General features: G+C 65.4%; 24 protein-coding genes. 17 read left to right on the forward strand and 7 right to left on the reverse strand.

What is annotated here, in order from left to right; genetic code table 11:
* Positions 1 to 21: 21 nt before the first annotated feature.
* The 5 genes from Q8S38_RS15920 (at position 22) to Q8S38_RS15940 (ending at position 4,485) form a co-directional block, all read left to right on the forward strand.
* On the forward strand, positions 22 to 1,713 hold the full coding sequence (locus Q8S38_RS15920) for a ParB N-terminal domain-containing protein (protein WP_305681364.1): 1,692 nt from the start codon (positions 22 to 24) through the stop codon (positions 1,711 to 1,713).
* A 95-nt stretch (positions 1,714 to 1,808) separates the two neighbouring features.
* On the forward strand, positions 1,809 to 2,282 hold the full coding sequence (locus tag Q8S38_RS15925) for a hypothetical protein (protein WP_305681385.1): 474 nt from the start codon (positions 1,809 to 1,811) through the stop codon (positions 2,280 to 2,282).
* Entirely contained in the window at positions 2,279 to 3,166 is an 888-nt protein-coding gene (locus Q8S38_RS15930) for a DUF7007 domain-containing protein (RefSeq protein ID WP_305681386.1), read from the forward strand. Before Q8S38_RS15925 ends, Q8S38_RS15930 begins: the two co-directional genes overlap by 4 nt.
* Positions 3,167 to 3,204: 38 nt before the next feature.
* Positions 3,205 to 3,492 (forward strand): hypothetical protein, encoded by a 288-nt coding sequence (locus Q8S38_RS15935; protein WP_371125894.1) that lies wholly within the window; start codon positions 3,205 to 3,207, stop codon positions 3,490 to 3,492.
* Positions 3,493 to 3,897: 405 nt separating this feature from the next.
* Positions 3,898 to 4,485, forward strand: a complete 588-nt coding sequence (locus Q8S38_RS15940) for a hypothetical protein (protein WP_305681366.1) — start codon at positions 3,898 to 3,900, stop codon at positions 4,483 to 4,485.
* A gap of 64 nt (positions 4,486 to 4,549) precedes the next feature.
* Here Q8S38_RS15940 and Q8S38_RS15945 read toward each other — a convergent pair whose 3' ends face one another.
* Together Q8S38_RS15945 and Q8S38_RS15950 are read right to left on the reverse strand one after the other, a co-directional pair.
* Positions 4,550 to 5,023, reverse strand: coding sequence for a type II toxin-antitoxin system VapC family toxin (locus tag Q8S38_RS15945; protein ID WP_305681367.1), 474 nt, complete (start codon positions 5,021 to 5,023; stop codon positions 4,550 to 4,552).
* Entirely contained in the window at positions 5,020 to 5,286 is a 267-nt protein-coding gene (locus Q8S38_RS15950) for a type II toxin-antitoxin system Phd/YefM family antitoxin (protein ID WP_305681368.1), read from the reverse strand. Before Q8S38_RS15950 ends, Q8S38_RS15945 begins: the two co-directional genes overlap by 4 nt.
* Positions 5,287 to 5,575: 289 nt before the next feature.
* On the opposite strand from Q8S38_RS15950, the gene Q8S38_RS15955 reads away from it, so the two are divergent.
* The 7 genes from Q8S38_RS15955 to Q8S38_RS15985 all read left to right on the forward strand — a co-directional run bounded on the left by Q8S38_RS15955 (position 5,576) and on the right by Q8S38_RS15985 (position 11,581).
* Positions 5,576 to 6,502 (forward strand): ArdC family protein, encoded by a 927-nt coding sequence (locus Q8S38_RS15955; protein ID WP_305681369.1) that lies wholly within the window; start codon positions 5,576 to 5,578, stop codon positions 6,500 to 6,502.
* Positions 6,503 to 6,854: 352 nt separating this feature from the next.
* On the forward strand, positions 6,855 to 7,163 hold the full coding sequence (locus Q8S38_RS15960; RefSeq protein WP_054207737.1) for a DUF736 domain-containing protein: 309 nt from the start codon (positions 6,855 to 6,857) through the stop codon (positions 7,161 to 7,163).
* Positions 7,164 to 7,598: 435 nt separating this feature from the next.
* Entirely contained in the window at positions 7,599 to 7,805 is a 207-nt protein-coding gene (locus Q8S38_RS15965; RefSeq protein WP_305681370.1) for a hypothetical protein, read from the forward strand.
* 221 nt (positions 7,806 to 8,026) lie between these two features.
* On the forward strand, positions 8,027 to 8,770 hold the full coding sequence (locus tag Q8S38_RS15970; protein ID WP_305681371.1) for a ParA family protein: 744 nt from the start codon (positions 8,027 to 8,029) through the stop codon (positions 8,768 to 8,770).
* A 4-nt stretch (positions 8,771 to 8,774) separates the two neighbouring features.
* Complete coding sequence (locus tag Q8S38_RS15975; protein ID WP_305681372.1) at positions 8,775 to 9,725, forward strand: ParB/RepB/Spo0J family partition protein; 951 nt, start codon at positions 8,775 to 8,777, stop codon at positions 9,723 to 9,725.
* Positions 9,726 to 10,013: 288 nt separating this feature from the next.
* Positions 10,014 to 10,523, forward strand: coding sequence for a plasmid mobilization protein (locus Q8S38_RS15980; protein ID WP_305681373.1), 510 nt, complete (start codon positions 10,014 to 10,016; stop codon positions 10,521 to 10,523).
* Positions 10,523 to 11,581: a relaxase/mobilization nuclease domain-containing protein gene (locus Q8S38_RS15985; RefSeq protein WP_305681374.1), complete on the forward strand. Its 1,059-nt coding sequence runs from the start codon at positions 10,523 to 10,525 to the stop codon at positions 11,579 to 11,581. Before Q8S38_RS15980 ends, Q8S38_RS15985 begins: the two co-directional genes overlap by 1 nt.
* Before the next feature lie 40 nt (positions 11,582 to 11,621).
* Here the strand turns inward: Q8S38_RS15985 and Q8S38_RS15990 are convergent, their stop codons facing one another.
* Complete coding sequence (locus Q8S38_RS15990) at positions 11,622 to 12,065, reverse strand: MerR family transcriptional regulator (protein WP_305681375.1); 444 nt, start codon at positions 12,063 to 12,065, stop codon at positions 11,622 to 11,624.
* A gap of 78 nt (positions 12,066 to 12,143) precedes the next feature.
* Here Q8S38_RS15990 and Q8S38_RS15995 point away from each other — a divergent pair, with 78 nt between their 5' ends.
* Genes Q8S38_RS15995 through Q8S38_RS25055 form a run of 5 tightly spaced genes read left to right on the forward strand, consistent with a single transcriptional unit; the run spans position 12,144 to position 17,332 of the window.
* The gene (locus tag Q8S38_RS15995; RefSeq protein WP_305681376.1) at positions 12,144 to 14,453 is read left to right on the forward strand and encodes a heavy metal translocating P-type ATPase; all 2,310 of its coding nucleotides are present in this window, start codon (positions 12,144 to 12,146) and stop codon (positions 14,451 to 14,453) included.
* A gap of 16 nt (positions 14,454 to 14,469) precedes the next feature.
* Positions 14,470 to 15,099 carry a methyltransferase family protein gene (locus Q8S38_RS16000; RefSeq protein WP_305681377.1) on the forward strand — a complete coding sequence of 210 codons (630 nt, stop codon included), beginning with the start codon at positions 14,470 to 14,472 and terminating at the stop codon, positions 15,097 to 15,099.
* Positions 15,096 to 15,635 (forward strand): signal peptidase II, encoded by a 540-nt coding sequence (lspA, locus tag Q8S38_RS16005; RefSeq protein WP_305681378.1) that lies wholly within the window; start codon positions 15,096 to 15,098, stop codon positions 15,633 to 15,635. The genes Q8S38_RS16000 and lspA overlap by 4 nt, the downstream gene beginning before the upstream one ends.
* Positions 15,632 to 16,186, forward strand: a complete 555-nt coding sequence (locus Q8S38_RS16010; protein ID WP_305681379.1) for a copper chaperone PCu(A)C — start codon at positions 15,632 to 15,634, stop codon at positions 16,184 to 16,186. The genes lspA and Q8S38_RS16010 overlap by 4 nt, the downstream gene beginning before the upstream one ends.
* A gap of 45 nt (positions 16,187 to 16,231) precedes the next feature.
* Complete coding sequence (locus Q8S38_RS25055) at positions 16,232 to 17,332, forward strand: arsenic resistance protein (protein ID WP_465247598.1); 1,101 nt, start codon at positions 16,232 to 16,234, stop codon at positions 17,330 to 17,332.
* Here the strand turns inward: Q8S38_RS25055 and merB are convergent.
* The 4 genes from merB to Q8S38_RS16040 are packed head-to-tail and all read right to left on the reverse strand — an operon-like array spanning position 17,329 to position 20,147.
* Positions 17,329 to 18,132 (reverse strand): organomercurial lyase, encoded by an 804-nt coding sequence (gene merB / locus Q8S38_RS16025; protein ID WP_305681380.1) that lies wholly within the window; start codon positions 18,130 to 18,132, stop codon positions 17,329 to 17,331. The genes Q8S38_RS25055 and merB overlap by 4 nt on opposite strands.
* Before the next feature lie 23 nt (positions 18,133 to 18,155).
* On the reverse strand, positions 18,156 to 19,592 hold the full coding sequence (gene merA / locus Q8S38_RS16030) for a mercury(II) reductase (protein ID WP_371125897.1): 1,437 nt from the start codon (positions 19,590 to 19,592) through the stop codon (positions 18,156 to 18,158).
* Positions 19,589 to 19,849, reverse strand: a complete 261-nt coding sequence (gene merF / locus Q8S38_RS16035) for a mercury resistance system transport protein MerF (RefSeq protein WP_305681382.1) — start codon at positions 19,847 to 19,849, stop codon at positions 19,589 to 19,591. The genes merA and merF overlap by 4 nt, the downstream gene beginning before the upstream one ends.
* Before the next feature lie 13 nt (positions 19,850 to 19,862).
* On the reverse strand, positions 19,863 to 20,147 hold the full coding sequence (locus tag Q8S38_RS16040) for a cation transporter (protein ID WP_371125895.1): 285 nt from the start codon (positions 20,145 to 20,147) through the stop codon (positions 19,863 to 19,865).
* Positions 20,148 to 20,262: the final 115 nt, after the last annotated feature.

The raw sequence follows: 20,262 nt of genomic DNA on the forward strand, positions 1-20,262 counted from the left end.
CCCTCTGAAGGAGCTTCCCCCATGCATCTCATGAAAGTCGATCCGCGCGCGCTGAAGGAGAATTCCGATCGTTCGCGCCAGACCAAATCCACACCGCAGGCCGACGCGTTGCTGCTGGCGACGATCAAGGCGGTCGGCCTCGTCCAGCCGCCGGTGATCGCGCCGGAGACCGATGGCGGCAATGGATACATCATTGATTCCGGGCATCGCCGCGTGAAGCAGGCGATCGCGGCCGGGCTGGAGGAAATCGACGTCCTGGTCGTCGATGCCGCCAACGATAATGGCGCGATGCGCAGCATCGTCGAGAACATTGCCCGGGAGCCGCTGAACCCGGTCGATCAGTGGCGGGCGATCGAGCGTCTCGTCTCGCTCGGCTGGACAGAAGAAGCGATCGGCATCGCGCTCGCCTTGCCGGTGCGCCAGATCAGGAAACTAAGGCTGCTGGCGAATGTGCTGCCGGCGATGCTGGACCACATGGCGAAGGGCGATATGCCGGGCGAGCAGCAACTGCGCGCGATCGCGGCCGCCAATCTCGACGAACAGCGCGAGGTCTGGAAGGCGCAGAAGCCGAAGAAGGGCGACCCGCAGGTATCATGGTGGAGCGTAGCGAACGCTCTGTCGAAGAAGCGCATGTACGCGCGCGACGCGAGTTTTGGCGATGATCTGGCCCAGGCCTATGGGATCGCATGGGTCGAAGACCTCTTCGCGCCGGCCGACGAGGACAGCCGCTACACCACCAATGTCGAGGGGTTCCTTGGTGCGCAGCAGGAGTGGATGACGATCCATTTGCCCAAGCGCGGCGTCATCACCGACGTCAACAACTGGGGTCAGGTCGTGCTCCCGCCCAAGGCCGAGCGCGTCCACGGCAAGCCGGGCAAGAGCGACCGCACGGCGATGTATCTCGACCGCGAGGGCAAGGTGCAGAGCGTGCATTTTCGGCTGCCGGAGCCGAAGAAGAACAAGGGCGCGGACGAGGCGGCTGGCGACGATGCGATCGTGATGGTGAAGCCCCGGCCGGACGTGACCCGCAAGGGCATCGAGATGATCGGCGACCTGCGCACCGATGCGCTGCACGAGGCACTGGCCCGGGCGCCGATCGAGGACGATACGCTGATGGCGCTGCTGGTGCTCGCGCTCGCCGGTCGAAACATCTCGGTCCAGTCTGGCGCATCCGATGACGTTTATGGGTTCGCCCGGATGGAGCGGCATGCCGTTGGCCTCGTCGGCGAGGACGGCAAGCTCTCCTTTGACATGGACACGCTGCGGGTCGCAGCGCGCTCGGCCCTGATCGACATCATCTCGGCCCGCGAAAACCGGACCAATAGCGGCATCGTTGCGCGCCTTGCCGGCGACGCGGTCGGCGCGGACGGTTTTCTGCCGACCATGGGCACGGACGAGTTCCTGTCGTGCCTGTCTCGCCAGGCGCTGGAGCGCTCTTGCAAGGACACGTCCGTGCTTCCCCGTGCGCGGGTGAAGGACACGCGCGCCGCGCTCGTCGAGCACTTCAGAGAAGCGCGCTTCGTTCATCCCACCGCGCTGTTTGCACCGACCGCAGCCGAGGTCGCCACCTGGCGTTCGAAGAGCGCGGTCGGCGCGGATGACGACGCCGACGTCACGGCGGACGATGCTGATATCGGGTCCGGCGATGCCGCTGCACTCGACGACTTCGATCCCGAGGCGATCGACGAGGCCTACCGTGTCGCGGCGGAATAACCCCGACCTCCTCACTCAAGCCCGATTTACCTCCCGCCGCCGGCCTCATGCCGGCGGCGGTTTCGTTTGCACGCAGCGCCATCACGGAGGACAACATGTCCGCGCACGCAATATTCGATCATGCACCCATCGGCTCGACCATCGCCTGGTCCGACGGCACGCCGCGGCCACTGGCGCGCTTCACCAGGAAACTCGCAGCCTGGCTGACCAACAACGGCAAGGGCCGCCTGATCCGGAAGCAGCCCAGCAGGAGCATGGGCAATCTCAGCCTGTCCGCCAGCTTCACTTTGCACGAAGCGGATTTCGGCACTGGGGGCGTCGTCGCGATCCGGGTCCATCGCAGCTTCTCGCTGGACTCCACCCTACACTTCAGCGCGGTCGAGCGCCCGGCGATCGGGTCGGTGCGCGTGTTGGACCGGGTCGGCGCGGATGCCGAGCTTGTCCATCTCGCGTCAAACCTCGCGGCGGCGGAGGAATGGCTCTCTCGTCATGGCTATCCGCGCGCCGTGCTTCAGGAGGTCACGGCCGACGAGGTCGGGGCCGCTGTCGTCGAGGGGAGGGCGGCATGACAAGCGCATTGGCTTGCGACCCCGCGACCGGCGCGGATTCCGAAGTGCCGGAGGTCGAGTTCGGGCGATCGATTGCAGGTTTCCCAGTCGCCCGCGTCGGCGTCAGTGCCTTCGCCATGCTGCCGGCGCGCGACCGGCGTCATTATCTCGCGACGGGCTGGCGCATTCCGCGCCCACTCACCGAATGGCGTCGATCCGACTTTTACGGCCATTCCGGCGAACTGGCGGATGAGGCGGCTTTCCGCGCAAAGGTCCTGGAGCAGGCGGAGCATCAGCGCGAGAAGAGGGCGCTCGGTCGCCGTGACGTCCACAGATGGGTGCAGACGCCATGGGGGGTCTCACAGGGCGCGACAGTCTACGCCGAGGGCGTCGAATCGCATTTCACCGCCGGACATGGCGGCTTCAAGCTTTCGGCCGAGCGCAATCGTAAGGTTCATGCGCTGTTGCGCGCGGAAGTTGGCTGGTACGAGGAGGACTGCGCCTGGGCGATCGTCGCCATCACCTTCCCCGACCTTTTTACCCGCTTCGAGCGGCGCTGCGCCGAGCGCTCGGTCAGGGATAGCTGGCCCGACGCATGGGAGACGATCTTCGGCGTCGTGCTCGCGCCGGGGGAATCCCATGAGAAGGACCGGCGGGCTTTTCATGAGCTTCATGCCGAGAACTGGATCGTGGTCTCGGCGATCGCGTCCGGACAGCAGAAGGGATTTGTCGAGTGCGTCGCCACGCCAGGCGGCCGGCGCGGCGAGGGAACCGAGGAGCGTCGCTTTCTCGTTCCAGCGGACGAATACGCGGTCGGCCGGTTCGGCTTCGTCATCAATCCGATCCGTCATGCTGTTTATGGAGGTCCTTCCAGCTTCCTCGGCTGGCAGGGCAGGGTATCGTGATGACGATCCTCCCTGAGACGTTGGCGCAGCTTTCCCGCATGGAGGAAGCGCGCCGGCAGATCCAGCGCCAGCTCGAGCTGATCGACCGGCAGATCATCCGCCGCGCGACCGCGTTGGTCCCGCAGCAGCGCAGACGGCAGGGCCTGCAGCGAGGCGAGACATCCGGCGCGCGCATGGTGCTGGAGCGTTATCGCGCAACCCTGGCTGCGCTGACGGCCGAGCGTCAGCCGGAGATCGACGCGCTGTCGCGCAAGCTCGCGCGGCAGGACCAGGCCATCGCCGCCCATCACGAGCGTCAGCAGATCGCGCTTTCGCGCGCGGCGTGACCGGGCGACGCGGGGGGCGGGCGCTGCAGATCCGTCAGCTCCGAGGCAATCGGCGGCGCATGGCTGCTGCGAGGCCCCGACTGTCTATTTCGGTAGCGTCGCTGAGGCGAGGCCGGGCTGGCCCTTGTCCTCTCGGGTTTGCTGCGGTCTAAACCGTCGGCCAGGCGCTTCAAGGCCGCGTGCCGCGCCGCGTGGCGGCCGGCCTTCGCCGATCTCGCAGACGAGGCGCAGCGTCCTTCGCGAGGGCTTACGCCCTGCTTGGCCGCAAGCCTCGTCCGCTCGCCTGGCATAGGCCGGGCCCTGATGCGCCAGGGCATTCGACGGTTCGTATCGACCGCACCCGAGGGGACGACGGCCAAGCGCTGGCCGCGACGCTCGAGGCGAAACCGAAGAAAGGAACATTCCATGGCCAAGACCGCACAATCGCCCCGCGAGAGCGCCCGCGTCGTTCCGCTCCGCAAGGGCACGACCATCGAAATGACCCGGCTCGCCTGCCCCGACCAGCAGCAGGCGCTCCTCATTGCCGAGAGTTTCGGGCTCCCGGTCCTCGACGGCGACGGCATCCGCGACATGCACGAGCGGCTGATCGTAGAGACCGCCGCCAGCCTGCAGGAAGCGCTTGGCGAGCGGGCGATGCAGATCCACCTGCAGCGCATCGTCGGCGCCTATGTCGGTTCGGCCCATGGCGCCGGGCAGTTTTATTCACGCGCAGTCACCGAGGCACGCGACGCCACCGCCAAATCGGCCTGCGATGCTCGCGACGAGGATGTCGATGGCCCGGTCGGCTTCGACGGCCCCGCCCAGCGCAAACGAGAATTCGCGGCCGACATGGGCGTCCAGGCGCATGCACTGCTTATGGCCGCAGAAGGTGCAGTTACGGCTTACGAGCAGGTCATCGGCGAACGATGGAAGCCCTACGAGCGAGCAGCGGAAACCGCCGGGCCATCCGTCGATCGCAAGGCGGCCGCGGCTCAGATGGCCGCCTTCGGCTGAGGCTTGGCGAGCGGGGCGTCAGCCCCGCTCGCTATCTCTACGGTCCGTGCGATCGGACAACCGTTCACCGCAACCGTTTTCCGATAGATCGAACCGGAAACCGTTCCGGATCATCGTTCCAAGGATCGAACACCACCGCGCCGGTGGCGCTCATGTCCTTGGTGTTGCGGGTCACGAGATACAAGTCGTACTCGATCGCCGTTGCCGCCAGCAGCGTGTCGATCACCGGCGGCGGATGACCGCTCGCCCGCCTGATCTCTCCCGACATCCGCCCCCAGGCCAGCACGACCGGGTTGCTGACGCCGAGCATTCGATCCTGGAATCGTTGCGCCAGGGCGTCGCGGGCGGCCTTGTATCTCGGCCGGTCGGGATGATCGGGCGCTAGGTTGAAAATCCCCTTGTCGTATTCGGCCAGCGTCAGGATGCTGATGAAGAAGCTGTCCTCGCGCTGGTCGCGCGCCCATCCCTTGACGGACGGCGCACCATTGGGATTGATCAGCGCGGCGACGACGTTGGTGTCGAGAAGCCAGCCTTTCAAAGTTCGACGTCCCGCCCGAAATCCGCTTCGCGGGCTAAGTCGAGCCCGTCCAGATGCAGGCTCTCCATGAAGTCGACGAAGGGCGCCTGCTGCTCTTGCGGAACCAGACGCTCGAATTCCTCGACGCTCATGACCACGACCGCGTCATGGCCTCGCACGCTCACCCGCTGCGGCCCCACGGTCCGAGCGTGACGCACGACTTCGCTGAAGCGCGCTTTTGCGTCTTCGAGCTTCCATCGTCCTTGAGGTATTGCCTTGGCCATTCACGCAGCTCTTTTCGTCATGATATTCGAGCTAGTCAGCTAGTCAGAAGATAGCGGCTCTCGGCCCCCGGCGCCAGCCCTCGGACACGAGATAGGACTGCCAAGTCCGATCGGCCGATCGCGACCCGTCCCGGCCGACGGTCTTGGCCGGGACGGCATCGGCTGCAACGGCTTTGCCGTCTTCCACTTCGTTCCAGCCCTTCAGGTGCAGCCATCGCCTGGGCTCCCGGCTTTTCGACCTTTCGTGACGGGGTCGCGATCGGCGCGACCTCCACAAGGAGGTTGGATCATGAGCAAGTCAGAAGAGAAACCGCGCGCGGACATTTATGCCCGGATCACCGACAGGATTGTCGCGCAACTGGAACAGGGCGTGCGCCCGTGGATGCAGCCTTGGCGTTCAGATCGTGGCAGCGGAAACGTGACACGGCCACTACGGCATAACGGGCTGCCCTATAGCGGAATGAACGTGCTCCTGCTCTGGTCTGAGGCTGCGGCGCGCGGCTTTTCCTCCCCGGTCTGGATGACATTCAAGCAGGCGCTTGAACTCGGCGGCGCGGTCCGCAAAGGCGAGAGCGGATCGATGGTTGTCTTCGCCAGCCGCTTCAAGAAAACCGAAACCGATGCCTCGGGCGACGTGGTCGATCGCGAAATTCCATTCCTCAAATCATACACGGTCTTCAACGCCGAGCAGATCGACGGCCTGCCCGCCAACGATCGCAACCAGTCCGAACCGGCTTGCGATCCGATCGAGCGGATCGACCATGCCGATCGCTTCTTCGCCCAAACCGGCGCCGTCATCCGACATGGTGGCGACCGCGCCTACTATTCCCCGGCGACGGACCATATTCAGATGCCGCCCTTTGCGACGTTTCGCGATGGCGCGTCTTATGTCGCGACGCTGAGCCATGAGGCGGCCCATTGGACAGCAGCCCCATATCGCGTGAATCGCGACCTTAGCCGCTACGGCAAGGACCGCAGCGAGAGGGCGCGCGAGGAGCTGATCGCGGAACTTGGAAGCTGCTTCCTCTGCGCCGATCTTGGCATTGCGCCGGAGCTGGAGCCGCGTCCAGATCACGCCAGCTATCTCGCTTCCTGGCTCGAGGTTCTGTCCAACGACAAGCGCTTCATCTTTTCGGCCGCGGCGCATGCACAGCGGGCCGTCTCCTATCTCCACGGGCTTCAGCCGCAGGCAGGCTGGATCGCGGAGGCTGCATGAATAGTCGAGCTCGATGATGCCAGAGCCAGTTCGGGATTTGCGGAGAGCGCTATCACCATGCGTTTCCCGGGCGTTTGCTGGGCCTTGCGTCCACTGCGTCCTCGATGGGCATGTCTGACCGGAGGCCGTCGTCGCTGGCGCGCCGTCTCGCTCTCACACCTGCAACGGCCGTCCGCGACTTTCTTCCCCTGGGCCCTTCGGTCCCATTCCTCGCGAAGCAAGAAAGTCGCGCCCGACCGTCCTCCACTGCGTTGCGGTCCTTTCAGGATGCAGGTCGATCGCCTCCGGTCTTTTGACTGCCATCGAGGCCGCGATGGGCGCAAGGTCTCGAACAAGCAGAAGGAACTCCACAATGGCGATCATCGGTAGCTTCACCTCGAACGGCGACGGCTTCAACGGCACGATCAAGACCCTCAACCTCAACGTCAAAGCCAAGATGGTGCGACCCGAGCGGCCATCCGAAAAGGGCCCGGCCTTTCGCATCCTCGCAGGCAATGTCGAATTCGGCGCGGCCTGGCAAAAGACCTCGACCGAGGGGCGCGACTATCTCTCGGTCAAGCTCGACGATCCGAGTTTTCCTGCCGCCATCTATGCCACGCTGATCGAGGTCGAGGGCAGCGACGGCCTGCAGCTCATCTGGTCCCGGCCGACCCGCGACTGAGACCAGTCCAAGATGGCCCCGCCGCGAGGCGGGGCCAATCCTTCGGACCCGGCATCGCCAGCGCAACGGTCCGCCTTTTCCCTACCCGCCAGTTCGGATGTGGTTTGAACCACAACTGACCCGATGAAGCGGTCGGCGGACGCTTTGTGGTTCAAACCACACTTTTGGCAATTGGTGGTTCAAACCACATCTCGATCCTTGCACGCTCTGAGCTTTGTTAGCCGCCCTGGCGCTTCCTGTGCGAGCTGGAGGGGCTCTCTGGTCGGCCTAGTGTACGGCCGGCGGAGCCCGCCTCAAGGACGTGCGGTGCCCCCAAAATGCTTCGCATTTCGGCTCCCCCACGCGCCGCCTCCGGCGGTCGGCTGCGCCGATCCTTGACCCGGTCTCCACCGACGCGTGGCGCGCCTTCGTCCATTCAAGACGAAGGAGGTTCTCATGACCATGCCGATCGATCAGCAGATTGCCGAAATCAAGGCCGAACTGAACAATGCCTGCCTGACGCCGCGCGAGCGGCGCGAAGCGCAGCACGAGCTGGAATTCCTGACCGAGCAGGACCGCAGCGATGCGGAGACGGCCTACTTCACGAAGGTCGAGGTCTGGGCTGCGGGCCAGGCGGTGGATCTCGCAGCGCTGCCGTTCTGAACATCACGAATCGAACTGGCCGGTCTGACGCGACACGCGTCGGGCCGGCTTTTCGCATGTCGCCCGCGCCTGCGCTTGCTTCGCTGCGCGCAGGCGCGAGCTGTCCATGCCGCCTCGCCCGCGGTGTGGTTTGAACCGCACCGTCACGTCATCGCCGCGATCGGCCGTCAGAAGGCGTCCCGCATCGGAGTTGCCGGGACCAGCGTCATGTCGCGTTCGCCATGAAGACCATCGTGATCAACAATCAGAAGGGCGGCGTCGGCAAGACGACGCTCGCCGTCCACCTTGCCTGGCACCTCGCCGAGACCGGCGGTCGCGTGCTGCTGATCGACGCGGATGCCCAGGGCAATGCCACCGACACGATGAAGCGGCATCGTGTCGACGTCACCGCCGCCGAGCTGTTTCGACCAGGCAGGGTGCCTGTGGCTGGCGGGGCCGACGGGATCACGCTCGCGGCTTCGGACAGCTCGCTCACCGACGTTGATCGCGGCGACGCGGCCGGCATCCAGCAGTTTCGCGACAATCTGCGCTCGGTGAGCGATGCATTCGACGTCTGCGTCATCGACACGCCGCCTTCGCTCGGCCTGCGCAGCGTGGCCGCGCTCGTCGCCGCGACGCATGTACTGTCGCCGATCTATCTCGAGGACTATTCGGTGAAGGGCGTGAAGGGTCTTCTCCAGACCGTGATCGGCGTGCAGCAGCGCTATGGCCGCTCCGACATGAAGTTCCTCGGGCTGCTGCCGTCGAACTTCAACACGAAGTCACCGCGCCAACGGACGCATCTCGACCAGCTTCTGCGCGAGGCGGGCAAGCACGTCTTTCCGGGCCACATCGTCGCGCGTGACGGCTATGCCGAGGCGGTGGCGGAGGGCGTTCCGGTCTGGACATTGAAGAAGCGCTCGGCGCAGGAGGCCGGTCGCGAAATCCGCACCGTGCTGTCGCGCATCGTCGAGCAGATGGGGTGATGGCATGGCGCTGGATCTGAGCTTCAAGGACCTCGCTGACGTCGCTGTCGGCAACGCGTCCGACGGTCGGCCGCTCAAGGTCGCACTGGACCTGATCGACGAGGATCCTGATCAGCCGCGGCGCGAGTTTCCCGAGGAGGAACTACAGAACTTGGCGGCCTCGGTTCGGATCGATGGCATTCTTCAGCCGATCGTGGTCCGGCGCGCGCAACAGGCCGGGCGCTTCATCATCGTGATGGGAGCGCGGAGATACCGGGCGGCAAAGCTCGCCGAGCTTAATGAGGCGCCCATCTTCATTCAGGATGCGGATGAAGCGAACCCCTACGCCCAGATGGTCGAGAACATCCAGCGCGATGATCTGAAGCCCAGCGAGATCGCACGCTTCATCACGGCGCGGCTCGAGGCCGGTGAGAAGCAGACCGAGGTTGCGCGACGTCTCGGCAAACCGCGCGACTGGGTTTCGCGCTATGGCGCGGTGCCGAAGATGCCGCCCTTCCTGCAGGAGATGCTGGCAACGAGTTCGATCCGCGCCGTCTACGAACTCTATCAGGCCTGGCGACAGGAGCCGGGAGAGGTTGAGCGCGCGGTCGAGGACGGCACGGCCTTCACCGATGGTCAGGCGCGGGAGTTTGCGGCGACGGTCCGAGCATCCGGCACGCTGCCAGGATCGATCGATGCGACGGCCGACGAGACGGATGGCTCCATGGAGCGCGTCGAGCAGAGTGGTCGACCTGACCGGAGTGCGCGCACTCCCGCAGCGATAGTGCCGCAATCGCGTCCTGCGGCTAAGGGGGTGGCTGTTGTGCGGGTCCGTGTCGGCAAGCGGCGCGGTGCGTTGGTGCTCGATGATGCGTCGGCGAGAAGCCACGGGTTCGCGCGCGTTGCATTCGATGACGGCTCGGTTGAGGATGCGGGCGTGACCGCGCTTCGGATCGAAGCGGTTCTCCTCGGCTGACATTGCGAGACCAGCGCCTCACTCAGAGTGTGGTTTGAACCACACTGCGTCATTCCAAGGGCGGTCTCATTTCCTAAACCGGGACAGCATCGCCGGTTTGCTGTGGGCCGCCGAGAGCGCTCATCAGCTGCCCCTTCACGAATCGTTAACCGAGGAGGATTGTTGAGAGTCTTGGAGTTGCTTGTTAGTGCAGGATAGGCTTGCCGCCAGCGAATTATTACGCCAGTTTGGCGTGGCGACGCGCTTTGGCGCGTAGATGGTTCTCGTGACTGTCGAGAGGACGCCCTGATGCCAACGCTGACGTTGCGGGTTTCGGATGAGTTGGCGCTTCAGTTCGCGGCGCTGGCGGCGACGGAAGGTGGGAAGTCGGCGCTCATCCGGCGGCTGCTCGAGGGCGCAGTCGGCGCGCCGGAATCGAAGCGAGCGCCGGTCGCGGTCGGCTCGCCGCAGAAAGTGACGGTGCGCTTCCGCGAGAGCGAACTGCGTCAGCTTGGCGAGATGGCGACGGCGCGGGGGATGACGCGGACGCAGTGGATCACGTCACTGGTGCGGTCCCGTCTTGGCGCGCCGGCGCAGCAGTCTGATGGCGAGCGCGAGGCGCTGCGAGCGATCGCACGCGAGCTGAATCGGATCGGCGGCAACATCAATCAGATCGCGCGGGCCGCGAACGGTGGCGAGGGTGGCTCGGCCGGAGGCTCCAAGTCCGGGTTGGATGATGCGCGTGTGGCGCTGGAGGCACTCCAGGGCGAATTGAAGGATGTGCTCGAACGGACCAGCACCTATTGGGAGGGCCGCTGATGAGCGGGAAAGGCGCGCAAGAGCTTCTCGATGATATGCCGCCGATCTCCTATGTCTGGCGGACGCCGGTGCGGCGGCCGCGCGTCTCAGAGGCCGACATTCCCGATCCGGTTACGCCCCAGCGCGTCACGCCGGCAATGCGAGCGCGGCTCGAACGGATCGTGGGTCGTGCGCCAGAGGTGATGGTGAAGATCACCGGGCGCACCAAAGACGCTGGTCATCTCAAATCCCATCTCGAATACATCATGCGCAATGGCGAACTGACAGCAGAGACCGAGCAGGGTTCCCTGATGCAGGGCAGGGAGGGCCTCAAGGATCTTCAGTCGCGCTGGACCGAAGACACGGTGCTCGACGACAAGCGGCGTCGCGACGGCAGCGTCTCGGTCAATATCATCCTGTCGATGCCGCCTGGGACCGATCCGATCGCGGTAAAGGATGCCGTGCGGGCCTTCGCGATGGAGACCTTCGAGGCCAACCACGACTACGTCTTCGTCCAGCATCTCGACGACAAGCACCCGCATGTGCATCTGACGGTGCGCTCGCAGGGCTACAACGGAAAGCGGCTGAACCCGCGAAAGGCCGACCTGGCGACCTGGCGCGAGCGGTTCGCACAGGAGCTGCGCGTGCGCGGTGTTGCGGCCGAGGCGACGCCGCGGCGGACGAGAGGGAAGGTGCGCAAGCACGACAAGGGGACGGTGGTGGCGCTGCGTCGACGCGGTGTGGTTCCGGACACCGAGAAGGGCGCGAGGGACGACGTCGTTCGGGCGGCGAAGTCCGGCGTCGGCGGCGCACACCCCTGGGAGGCAAAGGCTCGCGAACGGCAGGCCAAGATTCGAGCTCAGTACTTGGCTCACGCCAAGGAGCTCGAGCGGACCGGGAAGGGGAGCGATCGGGCTCTGGCGATGAAGGTGCGGGAATTTGTGGCGAAAATGCCTGATCCCGAGACGCGGCGGGAGCAGTTGTTGCGGGAATTGGGCTCTGCTGCGCAGAGGGCTCGAACAGATCGGACCGACGTTCCTGATCGCAGCGATTCAAAGCCTCATGGGAAAGAACGATGAACCGGTGAGGTAACGTTGAGCGAGAAGGACAAAGGTCGCCTTAATGTCGATCATGCCCGCATTGGCTGTGGTCCGCCAGCGCCTCGATGATCGCGCAATCGCAGGCTGTGACGCCGCCCGAACAGGTCGCGGCGATGCGCTCGAGTTCCTTCTCCAGCGACCGGAGCCGCGCGATCTTGTGGCGGACGTCATCGAGATGGGCGACCGAAATCGCGTGAGCCTCGTCGCAGGCCATGCCGGGGTTGTCGGACAGCCTGAGGAGGGCCCGGATGCCGTCGACGGGAAAACCGAGGTCGCGGGCATGCTTGATGAAGGCCAGGCGCTCGACATGGGCGCGGCCATAGCGGCGCTGGTTGCCCTCCGAGCGCTCTGGCTGCGGAAGAAGCCCGACCTGCTCGTAGTAGCGGATGGTCTCGACCTTCACGCCGGTCCGATCCGAGAGCGATCCGATCGGCATGACGCGCGCGAGGTTTTTTGCGTCCATCTGCATTTTACCCCTTGAACCTGAAGTGGCTAGAGATCGTATGTAGGTCGTCTCGCAGCGCCTGCAAGCGGAGACGACATGACAGCGACCTCGGATATCAAGCCCCAGACTTTGAGTTGGAAGGTCGGCGGCATGGATTGTCCGGGCTGCGCCGCGACCATTCGTGGCGCAATCGAACGTCTGCCTGGCGTCCGCGACGTCAAGCTCTCGGTGATGTTTGAAACCCTGACGCTCGCGCTGGACGAGACCCAGACGAAGCGCGACGCAATCGAAAAGCGCATCGCCAGCCTCGGCTTCACCACCGCCGTCGTTGCGCCGAAGACGCAAGCGTCGAGCCCCGCAACCGCTGATCGTCGCGAGCATGAAGATCATGCCGGGCACGATCATGCGGGTCATAGCCATTCTCATAACCATGATGGACACGCCGCCAGGCATGCGACGGCCGACACGATCGGCAAACAGCCCGTCGATACCGGGCACGGCCTGCCGGGCCATGTCCATGAGGCGACGCCGGACGGCATGTCCTGGTACCAGACCAATAAGGGCCGTCTCGTGCTGACGACAGGCGCGCTGCTCGCCGGGGCCTGGGCTTCGAGCCTGGTCTGGCCCGCCGCCGCTTACTGGGCCTTCGTCGCGGCCTGCGTGATCGGCATCGTGCCGGTCGCGCGCAAGGCCTATGCGGCCGCCAGCGCCGGCATGCCCTTCACCATCGAGATGCTGATGACGATCGCCGCCACGGGCGCGCTGTTCATCGGGGCGGCCGAGGAGGCTGCGCTCGTCGTCTTCCTGTTCGCCGTCGGCGAGGTTCTGGAGGGCGTCGCGGCGGACAGGGCACGAGCCTCGATCCGGGCGCTCGGCGACCTCGTGCCCAAGACCGCGATCGTCGAGGAGAATGGCGAAACAAAAACGGTCGATGCCGCTGCCCTGATGATCGGCCAGACCGTGCTGGTGCGCCCGGGCGATCGCATCCCGGCCGATGGCGAGATCACGAACGGCGTCTCCGGCATCGACGAAAGCCCGGTCACGGGCGAGTCGGTGCCGAAGACCAAGGGCGTCGGCGATCCAGTCTTCGCCGGCTCGGTCAATAGCGAGGCGGCGCTGCGCGTCCGTGTGACCAAGGCTGCCGAGGACAACACGATCGCGCGCATCATCCGGCTGGTCGAGGAGGCGCAGGAGGCGCGCGCGCCGACCGAGCGCTTCATCGACCGGTTTTCGCGCATCTACATGCCGGCGATCGTCGGGCTGGCGGTGCTCGTCGCCATCGTTCCGCCGCTGCTGCTCGGGGCTGAATGGTCGGTCTGGATCTACCGGGCGTTGGCCCTGTTGTTGATCGGCTGCCCTTGCGCGCTCGTCATCTCCGTCCCGGCCTCGATCGCCGCCTCGCTCTCGACCGGCGCGCGCCAGGGCCTGCTGATGAAGGGCGGCGTCGTCATCGAGGCCGCCGCAAAGACCGGAATCGTCGCCTTCGACAAGACCGGCACGCTGACGCAGGGTCGCCCGCGCGTGACGGAGGTCGTCGCGCTGGGACGGACCGAACGCGATGTCGTGGAACTGGCTGCCTCGGTCGAAACGGGCTCAAGCCACCCGCTGGCGCTAGCGATCATCGAGCGCGCCAAGGCGCATGCGATCCCGGTGCGCAACGCCAGCGAGGCGAAGGCCATTGCCGGGCAGGGCGTCACCGGCACGCTGGACGGAGTCACGATCTTCGTCGGGGCGCCACGCGACGCGCTCTCGCGAGCCACCTTCGACGACCAGGCGAAGGCGGCCGTGGAGCAGTTGGAGACCGCCGGCAAGACCGTCGCGGCCGTGATCGCGGACGGCGTTCTCGCCGGCCTGATCGCCATGCGCGACGAGCCGCGCGAGGATGCCGCCGCCGGCATCACCGAGCTGAAGGCGATGGGCATCCGCTCGCTGATGCTGACCGGCGACAACGCCCGCACGGGAGCGGCCATCGCCGGCTCGCTCGGCATGGAGCACAAGGCCGAACTGATGCCGGAGGACAAGGTCGCGGCAGTCAAGGCGCTGTCGGCCGAGGCCTCTGTCATGATGATCGGCGACGGCATCAACGACGCGCCGGCGCTCGCCGCCGCCGGCATCGGCGTGGCGATGGGCTCGGGCACCGACGTCGCGCTGGAGACCGCCGACGCGGCGATCCTGAAGAGCCGGGTGCGCGATGTCGCCGCCATGATCCGGCTGGCGCGGGCGACCATGAGCAACATCCGGGTCAACATCGCCATCGCGCTCGGTCTGAAGGCCGTGTTCCTCGTCACCACGGTGTTCGGCTACACCGGCCTCTGGGTCGCGATCCTGGCCGACACGGGCGCCACGGTCATCGTGACGGCCAATGCCCTGCGGCTGCTCCGCTTCAACGCCGGCCGCGCCGGCTAACCGGGAGCAGCGCGCCATGTCGGGCATGGAAATCGCCAGCTACCTGATGACCGTCGTCTACGTCATCAGCTTCTTCGCCATGTCGGCCGTCCTTGCCGAGGAAGCGGGACGGCCGATCTGGCTCTTCGACAAAGGCCGCGAGAAGCAGGCGCTGCCCGCCATGCTGTTTCGCCTCGCCTTTGCCGGCGCGGTGCTCTGGCCCATCGTGCTGACGTTGGTCGGCAATCCGATCAAGGCAGACCCGCTCCATCGCGCGCTCGATGGCCCGTGGGTCGATGTCCTGGGCCATCTTCTCGTCGTGGTCGGACCCTGCCTCGCGATCCTGTCCCAGCGCTATATGGGCGCCTCCTGGCGCATCGGCGCGGCGGAGGGCGAGCTCGGCCCGATCGTCGACAGCGGCCCTTTCGCCATCTCGCGAAACCCGGTCTTCGTTGGCCAGGCATTGCTCTTCATCGGCCTGTTCATCGTGCTGCCCAGCCTTATCCAGGCCGTGCTGACGCTCGCGCTCCTCGTCGCCATCGTTCTCCAGGTCCGGATCGAGGAACGCGTCCTCTCGCAGACCCTCGTCCAACCCTATCGCGACTACCAGCAGCGGGTGCGGCGTTGGCTCGGGACCCGCACCACCCCGGAAAGCACGGCGCCATGACGTTGCAGAAGCGACTCGGAGAAGTCCTTGGTTGGGCGCTCGCTTCCGCAGCGCTGGATCAGCTCTCGAAATGGCTCATCCTGACCTATGTCATGGCACCGCCGCGCGTCATCGAGATCGCGCCGTTCCTCAACCTGCGCCTCGGTTTCAATTACGGCGTCAGCTTCGGGATCGGCCGCGACACGCTGGAGGCGTGGCCGGGCATGCTGGCCGCGTTCAAGGTCGCGGTCGCCATCGGCCTGATGGTCTGGGCTGTCAGAAGCCGGATCCGACTCGAGCGGGTCGGTCTGGCGTTGGTCGCGGGCGGTGCGCTCGGCAATGCGCAGGACCGCTGGCGTCAGGGCGCCGTCACGGACTTCATCGACCTGCACTGGGGCGACTGGCACTGGCCGACCTTCAACGGCGCCGACATCGCGATCTCGGCCGGTGTAGGGCTGATGCTGCTGGCCGCTCTTGCCGACTATCGCAAGGCCCGATCAGAGGCCGTATCCGCACAGCCCAATGTCGCTCCAGGCGCGCAAGGAGACCGATCTTGAGGCGGGTCAGGCAATGGTTCGCGGCGGCGGCCGCCGCCGAGATCAAGCCCTTTGCGCTGCTCTCGGGCGCAGCGGCCTGGCGTCTCGGAGGCCTTGCCGTCCTGATCGGGGCTGGTCTGCTCGCCATGGGGCAGATCCATCCAGAGCCGGTGGCGCAGCGTGGCGGCGTCGCCGTGATCCACCCCTGGGCCAAGGGATCGGCGCTGAAGGGCGACCAGTTTCCGTTCTACGCAACCTTCGCCAACAACGGCGCTCGCCCGGATCGACTCCTCAAGATCGAGACGGCCGCAGCCCACCACGCCATCCTGAAGGCGCTGGACACCAAGACCGGCATCGTCCGTCCGGTGGAGCTCGACGAACTCGCCGTGCCGGCGAATGGCAGGGTGTCGCTTAGACCGGGCACGCATCAGATCACGCTGATCGGCCTCTACGCCAAGGTCGAGCCCGGCAGCTTCATCCCGGTGACCTTCGTCTTCGAGCGCGCCGGCCGCCTCTCGGCCGACATCCGCGTCGAGAACCTCGGTGAGCCTGAGCACAAGGATCATATCTGAGCAGCGACGTTGCACGTCGGCGAGATGAGTAGCTAATACGGTCCGATGTCCGTCGTGCGCGAAGCTCTCGAAACCCACCAAGTTACGATCTATTTCACGGCGATTGCCATCGCGGCCGCTACCGCTTTGGCGCTGCCGCAAACGGCGATTCTTGAGATTTTCATTAATCCGACGCTCGCGTTGATGCTTTTTGTGACTTTCCTGCAAGTGCCTCTGGCCGATCTCGCTCGTGCTTTTACCCGCCTTCCCGTTCTCGGATCGCTGCTCGTCACCAACTTTCTCGTCATCCCGCTGCTTGTGGCGGGATTGCTGCAGTTTCTCCCTTCCGACCCCATGATACGGTTGGGGGTGCTGTTGGTGCTGCTGACTCCCTGCATCGACTACGTAGTGACCTTCGCCCATCTTGGTCGGGCTGATGCGCGATTGCTTCTCGCATCGACGCCGATCCTGCTCATAGCGCAGATGCTCCTCCTGCCTGTTTATCTCACTTTGTTTATGGGCAACGAAGCACGTGGGCTGGTCCGAATGGAGCCCTTCCTTCATGCCTTCGCCTGGTTGATCGCGGCGCCCCTCGCGCTGGCGGCGGTCGTGCAGGTCCTCTCCGGAAGAAGCAACACGGCGAGACGGGCGGCAGGCTACCTTGGATTGCTGCCCGTTCCTGCCACTGCGCTTGTCCTGTTCGTCGTGATCGCAGCGGTAGTGCCGCAGTTGGGACTTGCTCTCGATGGCGCGTTGCGTGTCGTTCCAATCTATGTGGCGTTCGCTATCGCTGCTCCGATCTTGGGCTGGATCGTAGCCAGATCGTTCAGTCTTGATGGTTCGGCTGCACGCGCCGTCGCTTTCAGCGCGGGGACACGGAATTCACTGGTCGTCCTGCCCCTCAGCACCACAAGGCGTCGGATTGGTTCACCGCGCGACAGGCGGCCGAGCCTACCTACGCATTCAAGGTCATGGTCGAAGAAGAAACAGATCGAATTCTCGGCGCGCATCTGGTCGGGCCGCACGCTGATGAAGTCATCAATCTGTTCGCGCTGGCCATCCGACAAGGGATCACGGCAGAAGCCATCAAAAGCACGATGTTCGCCTACCCCACGGGGGCGTCGGACATTGGCTACATGCTTTGACCGGGGCTGCTACCAGCCTTAGGCTTGGCGACGAGCGGAACCCGTGTTTCCGGCCGGCTTTTCAGACGAGGGCTCCCGGAGAATTGGACCGAAGATCGCGCGGCCAACCTCAAGCGCCTCGTCCATCGCCAGGCTGACGCCCTGGCGGCGCGGTATCTGTTCATCGAGCCAGCCTTGCAGGTGTGCGCTGGAGCAGAAGAACGCGATCGTGGGGCAGCATGAACTCGCTGCCGCATCTTCCCCATAGGCGAAGTCGTACCAGACGACCGCATCCGATGGTGACACGCTGAGAAGGCTGCGGCCCTCATCGCTGGTTTCCACTCGGATCATCTCGCTGCACACACGGCAGGTCGATTGCACCGTGGCATCGGCGCTATACATGGCCCCGACGCCAAGAGCGTCGATGGCGCACAGGGCATAAAAAACCTTCCCTTTGAGCCACACCAAGTGGCCCGTCTCCGCCTGGGTAAACGGATAGGCGTACAGGATCGTATCCGTACCGGGCTCAAGGCCTACAAGGTCACGCAGCTGCAGCTTGCGCAGCAGGGCCCGGACCCGATCCTCCGAGAGGTTCGCCCGTTCGGCGATCTCGTCAATGCGGGGCGGACGACCACTATCGCCGTAAAGGCGCAGAGCCGTTCGCCATACCAGGTCTTCGGCCGCCTCGAGCGCATGCGACCACAAATCGAGCAATCCCGCTCGAGCGGCCGTGCGGCCGCCGAGCGCGGCCCGCGCCGCTGGCGTCGTCACGATTGACCAGTCGGGACGATGCACACCCGGCCTGATCTCGACGGCCGTCTCTGTTCTGTTCTTGATCGACATGTCTTCGTCCTCGACCGCTGTTCCTATCCCGCGCAGCAGGACAGCTTGCTGACATCGCGATCGAATGTCTGGGCCGCGAGCTTGAGGCCCTCGACGGTCGTCAGATATGGGAAGATGGCGTCCGTGAGGTCGTCGATCGTGAGCCCGCACCGGATCGCGATCGCCGCTGTCTGGATGCTGTCGGCTCCTTCTGGCGCCAGGATGTGCGCTCCCAGCAGCTTGCGGGTGCCGCGATCCGCCACCAGCTTGATCAAGCCACGGGTGTCGCGGGCGGCGAGCGCGCGCGGCACGTTGTCGAGGTAGAGCACCGACGTGCGCACGTCGTATCCGGCGGCCCGCGCCCGTGCTTCGGTGAGCCCGACGCTTCCGATCTGCGGGTCGGTGAACACCACTGCCGCCATCGAGGAATTGTCGTAGCGCAGGCTGTCGCTGTTGAGCGCGTTCTTCGCAGCGAGCTTTGCGCCATAAGCTGCCATGTAGACGAACTGGTCCTTGCCGGTGACGTCGCCGGCGGCGTAGACGCCGGCCTTGGAAGTGCGCATGCGGTCATCGACCAGAATGGCGCCCGTGGGCGTCTGGACGACGCCGGCCTCGGCCAGCCCGATCTCCTCGGTGTTGGGCGCGCGCCCGGTCGCGACGAGGATCCGCTCGGCAGAGATCGTCTCGGGCCGACCGTCACGAATGACCGTGAGCATGACACCGTCCTGCGTGCGGCGAACGAACTCGTAGGCCAGGTCGCCGATTACCGTGACCCCCTCGTCCTCAAGGTAGCCGGCAAGCGCTGCGCCGATCTCCGGCTCCGACTCCGGGAGCAAGCGGCTCCGGAAGACGAGCGTCACCTCGACGCCGACGCGGGCGAAGGTCTGGGCAAGCTCGACGCCGATATAGCCTCCACCCAACACGATCATCGAGCGCGGCAGCTCGGTCAGCGCGAGCGCCGCCGTGCTGTCGAGAGGATCCACATCCGCGATGCCGGAGATTGTGGGCAGCGCCGGCCGTGTCCCGGTAGCGATGATAATCCGGTCGCTGGCAAAGCGCTGGCCGCCGGCCTCGACGCCGCCTTCGACCAAGCGCGCGCGGCCCTCGTGATACGCCACGTTGTTATAGGCCGGCAGGAGGTCAACGTATTTCGCCTGGCGCAGTCCGGCGACCAGAGCGTCCTTCTGGGCGATCTGCGCTTTCCAATCGACCACATGGGCCTTCGCCGCGATGCCGGCAAATTTCGTGGCAGCAGCGTTGGCGTGATGCACCGCCTCTGCAGCCCGTATCAGCGCCTTCGATGGCACGCAGCCGACATTGACGCAGCTGCCCCCAATCGTGCCATGGCCGATCAGGGCAACCTGGGCCCCTTGCTCGGCCGCGGTGATCGCGGCTGAGAATCCAGCTGAGCCGGCTCCGACCACGACGAGATCGTAGCGGCCGTTGCCATTCTTCGCGCTCACGGCGCAGCAATCACTCATGACGTCAACTTTCTGGTGTTTCGATCGGTCTGACAGCAGTCGACAGCCGCCGAGGAAGAGAGCTTTCGCAGGTAAAGTCCAATGCCGACCAGCGCGATCGAGGCGATCAGGATCGGGATCAAGACGTAATCCGCCTTGGCCGCCCACGCCGAAAGCCCGACCAGCCCCAGCGAGACCGCGAGGATAGGAGTTGCGCAGCATATTGCCGCGACGACTGTGCCGACGGCGCCTGCACGGATAAGGGTGCGGTCCTTCATGTCGATCACGAGATCAACGCACCAGGGCGGTGTAGAGTGGCGCAGACGACCGCGCGCTCTTCACGTCCTTGACGGTCGCAGGAAAGCCCGCATTGGTGACAGCCTGCGCCAGCGCTTCTGCCGTCGCCTTCTCGTCATCGAAGGTGACTGTCGCGGTCGCCAGGCCACCACGCTCGACGATCGCGACCTGGCTGACGCCGGAGATGCGCGACAACGTCTTCTTTACGATCGGCGCGCAGGTCACGCAGGTGACATTCTGGACCTCAAGCGTAGCTGTGTAGGGCGGTGACAAAACCAACCAGTGGAGCGCCGGTGATTGTGCTGGTTCGGGCGGCGTAAAACCCGTCCACTGGATAGGCTGGTCCCTTTTGGGGTTGGCGGGGATGTTCGCTGTGGAGGTCTACGCGGCGGTT

It is taken from the genome of Allobosea sp., assembly GCF_030695125.1.
Taxonomy (GTDB): domain Bacteria; phylum Pseudomonadota; class Alphaproteobacteria; order Rhizobiales; family Beijerinckiaceae; genus Allobosea.